The following is a 14,233-nucleotide window of genomic DNA, read 5'->3' as shown; positions in this document are numbered from 1 at the left end:
TCGCCTTTTTGCGTAGAGAGTTAATTTTACGCGATAAACTACTCCGCTATCTCCCGATAACTATCCAAATCCGGACATGAACAAATCAGGTTACGATCGCCGTATACGTCATCGATACGATTTACGCTTGGCCAGAACTTGTTACGTGCAACAGCAGGTACTGGGTATGCGGCGAGTATACGATCGTAGCTTCGAGTCCATTCGTTATCACAAATATCCGCCAGTGTATGTGGCGCATTGTGCAATGGGTTATCCGTTGCATCCCACTCACCGCTTTCCACTTTCGCAATCTCTTCGCGAATGTGGATCATAGCTTCGATAAAGCGGTCTAGCTCGACTTGAGCTTCTGATTCCGTTGGCTCAATCATCAACGTTCCAGCAACTGGGAAGCTCATCGTTGGTGCGTGGAAGCCGTAGTCGTTCAAGCGCTTAGCGATATCCATTTCGGTTACGCCAGACGCTTCTTTAAGCGGACGCAAATCGATAATACATTCGTGCGCAACACGACCATTGCGACCTTTGTACAAAATCGGGTAATGGCCTTCGAGCTTTTTCGCCACGTAGTTAGCATTCAAAATTGCCACTTCCGTCGCCTTTTTAAGCCCTTCGCCACCCATCATTTTGATATACATGTAGCTGATCGGCAAGATTGAAGCGCTGCCCCAAGGCGCCGCTGAAACCGCACCGTTACCGGCTGTAGTGGTTTCTACATTGACCACTTGGTGATTTGGCAAGAAGGGTTCTAGGTGTTTCTTAACTCCGATTGGTCCCATACCAGGGCCGCCACCACCGTGCGGAATACAGAAAGTTTTGTGCAAATTTAAGTGCGAAACGTCAGCCCCGATATAACCGGGTGACGTGATACCAACTTGCGCGTTCATATTGGCACCATCTAGGTACACCTGACCACCGTGCTCATGCACGATGTCACAAATCTCACGAACCGTCTCTTCGTACACGCCGTGCGTAGAAGGGTAAGTAATCATTGCACAAGACAGATTATCAGCCACATCTGCGGCCTTTTGACGCAGGTCGTTAAGGTCAACGTTACCGTCTTTGTCACAATTAACTACTACCACTTTCAGACTAACCATTTGCGCTGACGCTGGGTTGGTACCGTGCGCAGAGCTTGGGATCAAGCACACATTGCGGTGGCCTTCGCCGCGACTCGCGTGATAACGCTGGATCGCCAACAAGCCTGCATATTCACCCTGTGCACCAGAGTTTGGTTGCATAGATAAAGCATCGTAACCGGTGATGTTAATGAGCCAGTCGCTAAGCTCAGCAATCATTTCGGCGTAACCAGCCGCTTGATCAACAGGTGCAAACGGGTGCAAGGCACCAAATTCTGGCCAGGTTACAGGGATCATCTCCGCCGTCGCGTTAAGCTTCATGGTACAAGAGCCCAAGGAAATCATTGAGTGATTCAAGGCTAAGTCTTTGTCTTCAAGTGACTTGATATAACGCAGCATCTCAGTTTCAGAGTGATACTGATTAAATACGTCGTGAGTCAAAATCTCAGAGGTGCGCACAAGCTCAGCAGGTATACTGGTGGAACCTTGTGTCGTCACTTCTGCATCTAACTGGTCAATATCAAGACTGTGATCAGCGCCTAATAATACATCGAACAAATCGCTGATATCGTGACGAGTGGTAGTTTCATCTACGGTGATACCGACCGCACCGTCTAGGTCAGCACGTAAATTCATGCCTTTTTCAAGCGCTGCGGCTAGTACTGCGGCTTTATCTTCGACTACTACACTGATGGTATCAAACCAGGTGCTGTGCAAAAGACCAAGGCCTTTGGTGGTCAAGCCAAGCGCTAAAATATCAGCCATGCGGTGAATACGGTTAGCGATTGTTTGCAAGCCTTGAGGGCCGTGATACACCGCATAGAAAGACGCCATATTGGCAAGCAATACCTGGGCGGTACAAATGTTGGAGTTGGCTTTTTCACGGCGAATGTGTTGCTCGCGCGTTTGCAATGCCATGCGCAGTGCTGGGTTGCCACGGGTGTCTTTACTCACACCGATAATACGACCTGGCAGTGAACGTTTGTACTCATCACGGGTGGCGAAAAATGCCGCGTGAGGACCGCCATATCCCATGGGTACACCAAAGCGCTGGGCGCTACCGAAAGCAACATCAGCACCCATTTCCGCCGGCGACTTAAGCATCACTAAGCTCATGATATCGGCAGCAACCGCAACAATACCTTTCTTGGCTTGTACGGCAGCGATGATGTCAGATAAATCAGTCACTTCACCGGTGGTGCTCGGGTATTGCAAAATAGCTCCGAACACATCTAATTCTGTAACCGCTTCGGGTGCACCTGTTGCGATCTCAAAACCGAACATTTCCGCGCGCGTTTTAACCACGTCGATGGTTTGAGGATGCACGTTGTCAGCAACGAAGAAGGTGTTGCACTTCTTGTTCTTGCTGACGCGCTTAGCAAGGCCCATAGCCTCGGCAGCAGCTGTGGCTTCATCAAGTAGTGATGCCGATGCCAACGGTAAGCCAGTCAAATCAATGGTTACCTGCTGGAAGTTCAAAATAGCTTCCAAACGACCTTGGGCAATTTCTGGCTGATACGGCGTGTAAGCGGTATACCAGCCTGGATTCTCAAGCACGTTCCGCAAAATAACGTTTGGTGTATGCGTACCGGTGTAACCCATTCCGATAAACGACCGCATGATAGTGTTCTTTTCTGCAACCGCTTTTAGCTGGCTTAATGCGTCAACCTCGTTTTCTGCTACCCCGCAGTTAAGTGGCTCAGGTAAACGAATACCGGCGGGTACTGTCTGTTCAATCAAATCATCCAGTGACGTCGCACCAACGGCTTCCAGCATATTGGCAATTTCTTGTTGGCCCGGGCCGATGTGACGACGGACAAAATCCTGAGGTTGCTCTAATTGAGCCAAAGTTTGGATAGTATTTGACATAATTCAGTACTAGTTGTGTTCGCAATGGGTGGATAAGCACCACAAATGTGATGCTTATCGATTAACTAATGGGTAAAGTGACGCTGATTAATCTTCGTCGATGCTTTCTTCGTAGCCTTCAGCATCAAGTAAAGATTCAACTTCGCTTGCGTCTTCAGCCTTGATTTTAAACATCCAGCCGTCACCAAATGGGTCAGAGTTAACCAGCTCTGGTGAATCTTCTAATTCTTCATTTACCGCAAGAATTTCACCGCTGATTGGCGCGTAAACGTCAGACGCCGCTTTTACCGATTCAGCGACTACAATGTCATCACCCGTGCTGACTTCATCACCCACATCAGGTAGCTCAACAAAAACCATATCACCCAGTAAGTCTTGGGCATGCTCGGTGATTCCAACAGTAAATACACCGTCGCCTTCTGGACGAACCCACTCGTGAGTAGCGGTATAACGTAGTTCTTTAGGGATGTTGCTCATAACGATTCCTAGTTAATTTGAGGGTAATTTATAAAACGCTTTTGCCATTGCGAACAAAACTGGGTTTCACTACAGATACTGTAACCCACTTTTTGCGCATTTCCACTTCAACTGTGTCACCAACGGCTGCAGGTACACGAGCCATAGCGATAGAATGGCCTAATGTTGGTGAGAAAGTGCCAGATGTAACCACACCATTACCGGCTTCGCAGCGCACTGCTTGGCCTGCGCGAAGTACACCTTTATCAGTCATAACTAAACCAACCAACTTATCGGTACCTTCGGCCTTTTGTTGTTCTAAGGCTTTACGACCAACAAAGTTGCGCTCTGCGGGCTCCCATGTAATAGTCCAGCCCATGTTCGCCGCCAATGGCGAAACGGTCTCATCCATATCTTGACCGTAAAGGTTCATGCCGGCTTCTAAGCGCAACGTATCACGAGCACCTAAACCACAAGGCTTAACACCCGCTTCTAGCAAGCGCTGCCACAAAGCAATAGCGTCAGTTTTGTTGACAATAATTTCGTAACCCGCTTCGCCGGTATAACCAGTGGTAGCGATAAACAAATCTTCCGCTTGTACGCCAAAGAATGGTTTCATGCCTGCAACCGCTTCTTGCTGGCCCGGGCTGAAAACCTGATGAGCTTTTTCTTTGGCCTTAGGGCCTTGCACGGCGATCATCGCGAATTCGTCGCGCGGCATTACGTTGACATCAAAACCTTCGGCTTGTTGATTGAGCCAGTTCAAGTCTTTCTCACGTGTTGCTGAGTTTACAACTACGCGGTAATTAGTCGCATCGAAGTGATATACGATAAGGTCGTCAATTACGCCACCCGCTTCATTCAACATCCCTGAATAAAGGGCTTTACCTTTAACCGTTAACTTAGCTACATCATTAGCCAACAAATGGCGCAAATAATCCTGTGCTTGCGGGCCTTGCACATCGACAATGGTCATGTGAGATACATCGAACATACCGGCATCTTGACGAACGGCATGGTGCTCTTCGATTTGTGAGCCGTAGTTGATTGGCATATCCCAGCCAAAGAAATCGACCATCTTTGCTCCAAGATCGACGTGCGCTGTGTATAGGGCGGTTTTCTGGTTCATTCGAGTGACCACTATTGTTCAATAAATTGTTAAAAAGTATAGAAAGCTAGTGCGCAGCAAACAAATTTGAAATTCAAATCAATACATTTATATTGTTAATGTATTAATGCAACCAACATTAGGTAAGTAAATCTTGAAACAGCTCTCAATGGATACGCTTCGCACCTTCGTGACGATCATCAATCAAGGTGGGTTTGCCAAAGCCGGTGATGTGCTGGGTCGCTCGCAACCCGCGATTAGTTTGCAAATTAAAAAGCTTGAAGAGCAGTTAGAGCAAAAGCTATTTCACAAGGTTGGCCAAAGATACGAGCCGACCAATACCGGCCGCTGGTTGTTAGACAAAGCCCAGCAAATTCTCGCTATCAATGATGAAGTATTTCGCTATACCACCCAAGATCCACTGCGCGGCCGTATGCGTTTGGGGATCCCCAGTGAGTTTGCCTCAATCTTATTACCATCAATCATCGGTGAGTTCTCTGCGCAGTATCCCGATGTTGCGTTAGAGGTGACCTCAAGCTTGAGTTACGACTTGCTCAATGAAGATAAGCGTAATCAGTTTGACGTGGTATTGGCGTTAACAGGCCCCGAACGTGCTCAGGACGCTGATTATAGTGTGCAAGATGACATGGTATGGATTGGCGATCGCAGCTTACCAACTAAATCTGACATGATTTCACTCGTGCTCGCGCCTGAAGGTTGTGTTTACCGTTCACGCGTGATTGAGCGCTTAAAGCAGCAAACCATTCCGTGGCGCATTGCTTATACCAATGCCGATTTAAGTGGTCTCAGCGCGGCTATTAAACAAGGTATCGGTATAACGGCACTGGCGAGGCGGAGTGTACCGGATAATCTCAATGTTGTATCCCGCCGCTATTTGCCCAATTTAGGCAGCATACATATTTGTTTGTTTGATTTTGCTCGTCAGCGTCAATCATCCAGCCAAGCAACCATCAGCAAAACCCTTACAGAATTTATCGCAAGTCGCTTACCACGCTCATAAAAAATTTGTGATTACTGATATCTGTCCTATAGTTTTTAACGAACCATAAGGTTGTGTAAAACAATCATTCACTCAACAGGAATCACTATGAAAGCAAAAATGTTTGGATATAAAGCCTTAGTTGCAGCGCTTTTCACAAGCACAGCGATGTTTAGTCAAATCGCGGTTGCTGATGATCACGCGGAAGGTGAAGAAGTCTATTCAACTGAAGCGTACTGCTTACTGCAAAAAGGCAATGTAGACCCACGCTACTTAGAAGCCTATGCCGAAAAGTTAGGTCAAGCGCCGACGCGTAAAGTGTGCCGTTCGTTCCTAGACTTTGCCGAGTCTGTTACACCAAAAGAATGGGACTATCCGCAAGGGCGCCCCTACCCTGGTAGCATTATTCGTTTAACCAAAGAACAAATTGAAAAAATCAAAGCCTCTAAAAACGACGGCTAACAAGATTTAACACAAAAAAAGGGGCGTATTGATACGCCCTTTTTAATGCTTCATGGTGCGCTTTTTACTGAACGACCAACTCTGCGACATTGACTTGCTGCTGATTCAGAATTTGGCTGCTCTCATCCAGCACAGTCAATGTGACGATGGGTGATTTTTTTGACGTCCAGTCGATCTCAACGGTACCGAAATGAGTTTGACGGAAAACGCCGCCTAAGCGATACGTGTTGGCTTCATTCACTTCACTTTTTGGTTGCGTCATACCGCTGATTGTAAAGTCCCACAGTGGATAGGGTGGCTGATGACCCAATTGCCCACGCTCAACAGAAATCTCCGCCAGGTGGCGGTCACCGGTTAAAAATATCACGCCGTTGGCCCTAGTATCGGCGATCAATTGATACAAACGCTCTCGTTCATGAGGCATATTGCCCCAGGTCTCCCATGCATGTTCATAAGCCACTACCTGAATGCTCGATACCACAAAACGAATATCAGCGGGTTCCTTAAGTTGCTCCTCTAGCCACTGCCACTGTGCCTCACCCAGCAGTGTTCGGCTGGTATCATCGGTAGGTAGGTATGGACCTTTATTTTTAGGTCGCCCCTTGGGGTTTCGGTCGAGCGGGTCGCGATGGTAACGGGTGTCGAGCATGATAATTTGTACGCGTTGCCCAGCTTCACCAAAGGTTCGAGCGTGATAGATGCCCTCTTGCTGACGGATTGGGTCGTCTTTGGCGAATTCAAAAAAATCTAGAAACGCCTGCTGACTTTCTCGCTTGAGAGGGAACTCCTTACCCGCATCGTTGGCGCCATAGTCATGGTCATCCCAGGTGCCCATAAAGGGTACGCTGGCGCGAAAACGTGAAAATTCTGGTTTCGCAGCGACGGTGTTGTAAGCTTCGACAAAACGCGCCGGATCCGTTACCGGTGCAGAGTGCCACCAATCACCGTCTTGGATCCAAACATCAGCGTATTGATTGTCACCAATAAACAGGAACAGTTCGGGGCTGGCCTTGCCAATTTCGTCCCAAATCGGCTGGGGCATGCGATCTTTTGCGCAAGACCCCAACGCCAACTTACTTAGTGTTTCCGGCCATTTATCGTATTGTGAGGCTAAACTAACGCCGCTCCAAAACACTAGAATAAAAGCTAGCAAGTACCTACGTAAAAACTGTTTATCACTCATTTATTAGCTGACCTTAAAACACCTGACTTAACAATACGCGCAGAGCCCATCATTTGGATTATTCGCTAAACTGTTCAAACGCCAACATCGCGTCCGCGGCATACATTAGCGAAGGACCACCGCCCATGTAAATAGCCATCGCCAAGGTCTCTTCAATTTCTTCCTTGGTTGCGCCCAATCCCACTAATGCCTTGACGTGAAAACCAATGCAGCCATCACAACGGGTTGACACGCCTATCGCTAAAGCAATTAGCTCTTTAGTTTTTTTGTCCAGCACACCGTCTTCGGTGGCTGCTTTTGCCATCGCTGAAAAGCCTTGCATTGTGCCGCTGATGTTGGTGCGCAAGCCTTTCATGTTGTCTGAAATACGCTGGGTGATTTCAAGATATGATTTACTCATCGGTTGTTCCTCGTTGTTTGATTTAAGGCATTGAACCGCTAATATTAGCCGCTAAACACACAGGTGACTAATGAAGTACAAAAACATCTCTCCAATGGAATTACAGCAATGGCTGGCCAATGGCGAAGCCGAACTGATAGACGTGCGTGAACCAGCTGAGTTTGCCGATCAACGTTTACACGGAGCAACCATATTACCTTTAGGCAGTATTGCGGTTGAACATCTCCCCAAGACCGACAAAGCGATTGTAATTTACTGTCAGAAAGGCGCTCGTGGGAATACGGCATGTAGCAAAGTCACCGCAGCTGGCGCCGTTAACATTTACAATTTAGACGGTGGAATAGCGGCATGGCAAGCAGCTGGTTTACCGGTTGAGCAAGGTCAAATGTCGGGAATGCCATTAGACCGGCAAGTGCAGATCACAATCGGAACATTGGTGCTAGGTGGCAGTCTTGCCAGCCTTTTTTTGGCTCCAGCATTTACATGGATACCCGTCGTTTTTGGCGCTAGTTTGTTATTAAGCGGTGTTACAGGTTCATCGCCTCTGACAGTGCTAATAGCAAAAATGCCATGGAATCAAAAAGACCAAAACTAACCAACCGCACGTTAGGTTTTAGTAACGAATGTGCTAAGGTAAATGCAGAATAATTAAGAGTTATTATTATGTGCCGTACCCTCGCTTTCGCTGCTGTCCTTTTTATCAGTTTAAACACCCTTGGTGCACCTGGTGCTAGCGCGCCAAATAAGCGTGCCGATGAGGGTGCTGGCCCTTACTCGCAATTAATCCTTAGAGGTGTGACGGTGGTCACTGGCGAAGGTGCTCCGGCGCGTGGCCCGGTCGACATCGTGATTGAAAATGACCGCATTGTAAACATCGTCAGTGTTGGTAACCCCGGCGTGCCAATTATTGCCAATCGACCTGAATTAAATGAAGACGGTATAGAGATCGATTTAACCGGCCAATTCGTTTTACCCGGCTTTATTGACATGCATGGTCATATTGGTGGCTCAGCAGACAATATCCCTGCCGAATACGTGTTTAAGCTATGGATGGCGCATGGCATTACGACGGTGCGTGAGCCTGGCAGCTTTAATGGCTTAGACTGGGTACTCGACCACGTTGAGCGCAGCGCTGAGAATCAAATTGTCGCACCGCGGATCATTCCTTACTTAGGGTTTGGCATGGGAGCGCGCAAACCGGTCGCCACACCCAAGCTTGCTCGTGAGTGGATGCGCCAAGCAAAACGCGACGGCGCCTTAGGGGTTAAGTTTTTTGGTGCGTCGTTGCCAGTTATGCAGGCGGCACTGGATGAGGCCAAAAAGCAGGGGCTGGGCACCATGATGCACCATGCTCAGCTCAACGTAATGAGTATGAATGCGTTAGACTCTGCGCGTTTGGGGTTAACCACCATGGAGCACTGGTACGGGCTACCTGAGGCACTTTTTGCGGATCGTGTGATACAAGACTATCCAGCCGCTTACAATTATAACAACGAACAACATCGCTTCGCGGAAGCGGGTCGATTATGGTTACAAGCGGCAGAGCCCGGCTCTGAGCAGTGGAATTCTGTGCGCGATGAGCTTATTGCACTGGATTTCACCATCAACCCGACCATGACGATTTATGAAGCGAGTCGTGACTTGATGCGCGAGCGTTTCGCTGAGTGGCATGAAGATTACACATTACCAACGCTGTGGGATTTCTTTACCCCGAGCCGTTATGCGCACGGGTCCTACTGGTTTGATTGGACAACGGCAGATGAGATTGCGTGGAAACAAAACTTTCAGCGCTGGATGGCGTTTCTCAACGACTATAAAAATCACGGCGGGCGCGTAACAACTGGCTCCGATTCAGGTTATATCTACAAGATTTATGGCTTTGGTTATGTCCGTGAATTGGAGCTGCTCCAAGAAGCCGGTTTTCATCCGCTAGAAGTCTTGCAAGCTGCAACACTTAACGGCGCCGAAGCCTTGGGCTTAGAAAACGAGATTGGCTCTATCACTATCGGCAAAAAAGCTGACTTAGTGGTTGTAGGTGAAAACCCATTACACAACTTCAAAGTGCTATACGGCACGGGCCATTATCGCCTTGATGACAATAATCAGCCGGTGCAAACCAAAGGTGTGGTGTACACCATCAAAGACGGCATCATTTACGATGCACAACAGCTACTGAGTGATGTACGCGCCATTGTGGCGGAAGCCAAACAACCAGCAGAGTGAGACACGACCGGCGTATCAAAGTCCCATCGCTTGTTCAATTAAGCGCTGTTTAACCATAGGCATATCGTTAACAGCGCGCATCCCAATACCGCGAATCAGCTTTTTGACCGGATCGCGACCAGAGAATAGCTGCTTGAAGCCTTCCATAGTCGCAATCATCTTCGCAGCCTCGGCCTTGCGGCTGCGTTCATAAGCGCGTAATACTCGGCGATCACTCAACTGCCCTGCACCAAGATTATTTAGGCTCTCAGCCAGCATTACTGTATCTTGAAAGCCTAAATTAACGCCCTGCCCTGCGAGTGGATGAATGGTGTGAGCGGCATCGCCCACTAATACCACCGGTCCATTGAGCCACTCGCGTGCATAGCGCATGGTCAATGGAATAGAAACGCGCTGATTAGCTAACTGACAAGGCCCTAATTGCATATCACTGGCAACCGCTAACTGTTGAGTAAACTGCTGCTCATCGAGCGCCATTAGCTCACTCGCGCGCTCGGTATCTTGCGACCATACAATCGAGCATTGATGAGGCTCGTTAAGCGGTAAAAAGGCTAGCGGTCCAAAGGGCGTAAACGCTTGCCGCGCAATATTGTCATGCGTTTTTTCGGTGTTTATTGTTGCGACTATTGCCTGTTGATCATACGACCAGAAGGTCAAGGGTATTTGTTTCGACTTGCGCACTTGAGATTCAGCACCGTCAGCGCCAATAAGCAATCGAGTGGTGAGCAACTCTCCATTGTTGTATGTCAGTATTGCTTCATCGTCGCTGTAGTGAATGCGCTCGATTTGGCAGTTCTCTAGCAGCTTTACATTCGCTTGCTGACTAACCACTTGATACAGCGCATTGACGATATTTTGGTTTTCAACAATGGTACCTAAGCATTGCTGTCCCGTTTGCTCAGTAGCGAAGCTAATCTTGGCAAAGCTGTCTTGCTCCCATACCTGCATGCCGGTGTATGGGCAAAATCGCTCTGATTGCAGTAGTGCCCATGCCCCCACTTTTTCTAACATCGCCTGTGAAGCCACATTAATAGCCGAAACTCGCGACTCTGTGATGTTGGGCAGAGCTCGAGCTATCGGACGATTATTTATCACCGCAATAGATAAACCACTAGATTTGAGTTGAGCAGCGAGTGCCAACCCCACCATACCGCCACCAACAATAGTAATATCCACTTTAACCATTAACGGTATCCCATAGCGCGACGCGCAAAATTGTTTCGTAGCATTGCCATGCTGTTCATAGTTTGCAAGCCTAAATTACGGCCCAATACTAATGGCCAATAGTGATTGGAAAAACTGCGTACAAGCGTATCAGTTGCAGACATCAACAAATCTCGATCGGGCTTTCGTAGCGTTGCGTAACGGTGTAAGTGTTGCCAACTACCGAGCTCATCTTTATCAGTTTTCGCCGTCAGTGCGACTAAATCTATGACATCGCGCAGACCTAGGTTAAACCCTTGTCCCGCAATTGGGTGCAGTGTTTGCGCTGCGTTACCAACCACTACGCACCGGTGTTGCTGTACCTGCTCGGTGTAGCGTAATGCCAATGGGTAGCTGGCCCGTTCACTGACTTTTACACAACGCCCGTGGTGTTGACCAATATAGTGTTGTAGTTGCTGCACAAAAAACGCATCGTCACTGAGTAAACGCTGCAATAACTCACTCTCTGCAGACGCTACTGTCCATACCAATGAGTAGGTACAACCGGCATATTGGGTGTCACTACCGACAAAATCCTCTAGCGGCAATAGCGCGATGGGACCGTTCTCGGTGAATCGCTCAAAAGCGCGATTGGCATGTGGCTGCTGCATCTGCACGTTGGCAATAATTGCGGTTTGGTTGTAATCCTCGCTATGTTCTGTAAAACCCAACTGTTGTCGCAGTGGTGAGCGACCGCCATCGGCCAGTACGAGCATACTTACTGCCAATTGCTCTTGTGTAGATAGGGTAAGCGCAACAGCATCCCGCTGCTGCGTCGCCGCTTCAATGGTCGCAGGACAAACCAGGCTTAAGCGCTCAGGGTAGCGTGCCAATGCCGCGTGAAAATCTGCATATAACACTTGCCCCAATTCATTGATCGGCACCACCATACCCATCTGCGCGACATTCAGCTCTTTGGCACTCAGATTACACTTGCCGACAAAACCGCGATCAGAGACCTGAATATGTGTGATTGGACAATGCGAAAACGATGGTTTCGCGTCTGTACTCACGTTACTTAACAACCCGGTTAAATACTCGAAACTACTATTACCCAAGGCTAAACAGCGACTGTCAAACCCCGGATGGTCAGTGGTTTTCTGAAACTTATTGGGTTCGATGACGGCGATGCAAAGCTCAGTATCGCGCAGTAAGCCCAATGCCAGAGAAATCCCCACGGTACCGCCACCAACGATGGCAATGTCAAATTGATGAGCTGTTCCAATGGTCACTTAACGACTCCGTATTAGGCTGGTGCGTTGATCAAGGCCTCAATCGTTTCAACCGTTTTGGGAACGCCGGCGGTGAGGACTTCATGACCTTGTGCAGTTATAACGATATCATCTTCGATTCGGATCCCAATACCGCGATACTCCACTGGCACTTCAGCATTCGCACTGATGTAAAGTCCTGGCTCAACGGTCAACGCCATGCCCGGTTGCAGTGGTCTATCACTACCGTCTATTTTGTAGATGCCAACATCATGCACATCCAGGCCCAACCAATGTCCTAATCCATGCATAAAATAAGGCTGGTAGGCTTTTTCTTCAATCAAGGTATCGACGTCGCCGCTGAGAATGCCAAGCTTGACTAAACCTGCAACCAATACCTGTAAACAGGCCATCATTGCTTGCGAGATGGTACTGCCCGGTTTGAGTTCATTAAGTGCCGCCAATTGCGCGTCTAAGACCAGCTGATACAGGGCTTTTTGTGATTCGCTGAACCGACCAGACACGGGGAACGTTCGGGTGATATCAGCGGCATAACCATAAAGTTCAGCGCCCGCGTCAATCAACACCAAGTCACCGCTTTGCAGGGCCGCATCATTCTCGTTGTAGTGTAATATGCAGGCATTTTCGCCACTACCCACAATTGAGTTGTATGCCGCATGGCGTGCGCCGTTACAGGCGAACTCATGCAATATAGCCGCTTCCAGCTGATACTCGTATTGCGCTTGAGATACTTCGCGCATCGCACGGCAATGAGCGGCCGAGGATATCTGTGCGACTTGACGCATCACCGCTATTTCGTCGGGTTGTTTAATCAAGCGCATCTCATGCAACATTGGACGAACATCGATAATCGTCGCTGGCGCTTGTTTTGACTGTTTGGGTGCACTGCGCAATTTCTCCAATACTGACTGCACCAACTCATCCGCTTGCGCATCTTGGCCAAGGGCAAAATAGAGATTATCGTGACCATTGATGATGTCGTGCAGTGCCCACTCAATCTCATCTGTTGAGCAACTATCATCGACTAAAAATTTGTCCACCGCGGCTTCAGGGCCAACGCGACGGCCTTGCCAAATCTCCGCATGCTCATCTTTGGGTAAACAAGCCAGTACACTGAACTCATAGTCGTAGTCTTTGCTATTCGACAAGATCAACCAGGCATCAGGTTCGTGAAAACCGGTCAGATACCAGAAATCACTGTCTTGGCGAAATAAATACTCGGTGTCATTACTGCGTGTTTGCAGTCGTGCAGCCGGCACAACACACACGCTGTTGGGTTTAAACTGACGCAATAATGTAAGCCGTTGCGCCAAGTGAAATTGCGGCTCTAAGAAATTGGCAGTGTGCATAATGATCAGTGTACGGTTGGTGGCGCTTCGGAGTCATCCAGTGGCGATTGACCCAACTCATTAAAACACAGCATTGCAGAGACTCGCACGTACTCTTGCACTTCAAAAAGGGCCTGCTCCGACTCTTCATCCTCAGTCATTTGGTCTTCCATTTTAACAATTTCCGAAAAGTCCTCGAGTGCCTCTTTGACGTCGTCTGAACAAGCTGTTAGATCGTTTTGATGTAAACCAAAACCGGTCATAAAGCCTTGCACAAAGGCAATCAACGCAGCACCGCGTTCATTAATCGGCGCAGCATCATCCGGTAACATCAACACAAGGGCAAAATCACTATCGAGCATTTGTTGGACGACTTCATCAAATACCGATTGCAAAGCTTGGCTTAGCTCAGCGCCAAACGACTCACCTGCGTTAAACATATCTGCAATGGCTGGCAACCAATTGCGATCGGTAAGGGACATGCCACCCGCCATCATACCGCACATCAGGCCTTGGATTTCAGCCGCATCTGCTAACACTTTATTCTGCGCAAGTAGGGCAGAGAACGTTTCGTAATTTAAATCGCTCAAAAAAGACTCACATAAACTTAAGTTATTCCGCAACATGCTAGCAAATTTGCCGTTTCCTGCCCACGCAAAAATATGATCTGCTTTCACCTTGCATGCGTTTGAGATA

Annotated in this window: 13 protein-coding genes; 4 read left to right on the top strand and 9 right to left on the bottom strand. The window is 48.4% G+C overall.

Annotated features, from left to right (window positions below; genetic code table 11):
* Positions 1-38: 38 nt before the first annotated feature.
* From gcvP to gcvT, 3 genes are all read right to left on the bottom strand, one after another.
* On the bottom strand, positions 39-2,942 hold the full coding sequence (gene gcvP / locus QTP81_RS03025) for an aminomethyl-transferring glycine dehydrogenase (RefSeq protein WP_289363632.1): 2,904 nt from the start codon (positions 2,940-2,942) through the stop codon (positions 39-41).
* Between the two features lie 87 nt (positions 2,943-3,029).
* Positions 3,030-3,419 (bottom strand): glycine cleavage system protein GcvH, encoded by a 390-nt coding sequence (gene gcvH / locus QTP81_RS03020; protein WP_289363630.1) that lies wholly within the window; start codon positions 3,417-3,419, stop codon positions 3,030-3,032.
* Positions 3,420-3,447: 28 nt separating this feature from the next.
* Complete coding sequence (gene gcvT, locus QTP81_RS03015; RefSeq protein WP_289363628.1) at positions 3,448-4,527, bottom strand: glycine cleavage system aminomethyltransferase GcvT; 1,080 nt, start codon at positions 4,525-4,527, stop codon at positions 3,448-3,450.
* Positions 4,528-4,660: 133 nt separating this feature from the next.
* Between gcvT and QTP81_RS03010 the strand changes: the two genes are divergently transcribed.
* Together QTP81_RS03010 and QTP81_RS03005 are read left to right on the top strand one after the other, a co-directional pair.
* Entirely contained in the window at positions 4,661-5,527 is an 867-nt protein-coding gene (locus QTP81_RS03010) for a LysR substrate-binding domain-containing protein (RefSeq protein ID WP_289363626.1), read from the top strand.
* 87 nt (positions 5,528-5,614) lie between these two features.
* Positions 5,615-5,968, top strand: a complete 354-nt coding sequence (locus QTP81_RS03005) for a hypothetical protein (protein WP_289363624.1) — start codon at positions 5,615-5,617, stop codon at positions 5,966-5,968.
* A gap of 64 nt (positions 5,969-6,032) precedes the next feature.
* On the opposite strand, the gene QTP81_RS03000 is transcribed toward QTP81_RS03005, so the two are convergent.
* On the bottom strand, positions 6,033-7,151 hold the full coding sequence (locus QTP81_RS03000) for an alkaline phosphatase D family protein (RefSeq protein WP_289363622.1): 1,119 nt from the start codon (positions 7,149-7,151) through the stop codon (positions 6,033-6,035).
* A gap of 58 nt (positions 7,152-7,209) precedes the next feature.
* Positions 7,210-7,551: a carboxymuconolactone decarboxylase family protein gene (locus QTP81_RS02995; protein ID WP_289363621.1), complete on the bottom strand. Its 342-nt coding sequence runs from the start codon at positions 7,549-7,551 to the stop codon at positions 7,210-7,212.
* A 70-nt stretch (positions 7,552-7,621) separates the two neighbouring features.
* Between QTP81_RS02995 and QTP81_RS02990 the strand changes: the two genes are divergently transcribed.
* The gene (locus tag QTP81_RS02990; RefSeq protein ID WP_289363619.1) at positions 7,622-8,146 is read left to right on the top strand and encodes a rhodanese-like domain-containing protein; all 525 of its coding nucleotides are present in this window, start codon (positions 7,622-7,624) and stop codon (positions 8,144-8,146) included.
* A gap of 68 nt (positions 8,147-8,214) precedes the next feature.
* The gene (locus tag QTP81_RS02985) at positions 8,215-9,774 is read left to right on the top strand and encodes an amidohydrolase family protein (RefSeq protein ID WP_289363617.1); all 1,560 of its coding nucleotides are present in this window, start codon (positions 8,215-8,217) and stop codon (positions 9,772-9,774) included.
* A 15-nt stretch (positions 9,775-9,789) separates the two neighbouring features.
* Here the strand turns inward: QTP81_RS02985 and QTP81_RS02980 are convergent, their stop codons facing one another.
* Genes QTP81_RS02980 through QTP81_RS02965 form a run of 4 tightly spaced genes read right to left on the bottom strand, consistent with a single transcriptional unit; the run spans position 9,790 to position 14,163 of the window.
* The gene (locus QTP81_RS02980; RefSeq protein WP_289363615.1) at positions 9,790-10,959 is read right to left on the bottom strand and encodes an FAD-dependent monooxygenase; all 1,170 of its coding nucleotides are present in this window, start codon (positions 10,957-10,959) and stop codon (positions 9,790-9,792) included.
* Positions 10,959-12,209, bottom strand: coding sequence for an FAD-dependent monooxygenase (locus tag QTP81_RS02975; protein WP_289363614.1), 1,251 nt, complete (start codon positions 12,207-12,209; stop codon positions 10,959-10,961). Before QTP81_RS02975 ends, QTP81_RS02980 begins: the two co-directional genes overlap by 1 nt.
* Before the next feature lie 14 nt (positions 12,210-12,223).
* Positions 12,224-13,558: a Xaa-Pro aminopeptidase gene (pepP, locus tag QTP81_RS02970; protein ID WP_289363613.1), complete on the bottom strand. Its 1,335-nt coding sequence runs from the start codon at positions 13,556-13,558 to the stop codon at positions 12,224-12,226.
* A gap of 5 nt (positions 13,559-13,563) precedes the next feature.
* Entirely contained in the window at positions 13,564-14,163 is a 600-nt protein-coding gene (locus QTP81_RS02965) for a UPF0149 family protein (protein WP_434532965.1), read from the bottom strand.
* Positions 14,164-14,233 lie beyond the last annotated feature (70 nt).

This window comes from Neoalteromonas arenosi (genome assembly GCF_030362855.1).
Taxonomy (GTDB): domain Bacteria; phylum Pseudomonadota; class Gammaproteobacteria; order Enterobacterales; family Alteromonadaceae; genus Alteromonas_E; species Alteromonas_E arenosi.
Note: the sequence above shows the minus strand (reverse complement) of the source record. Positions and strands in the feature narration are given on the sequence as shown.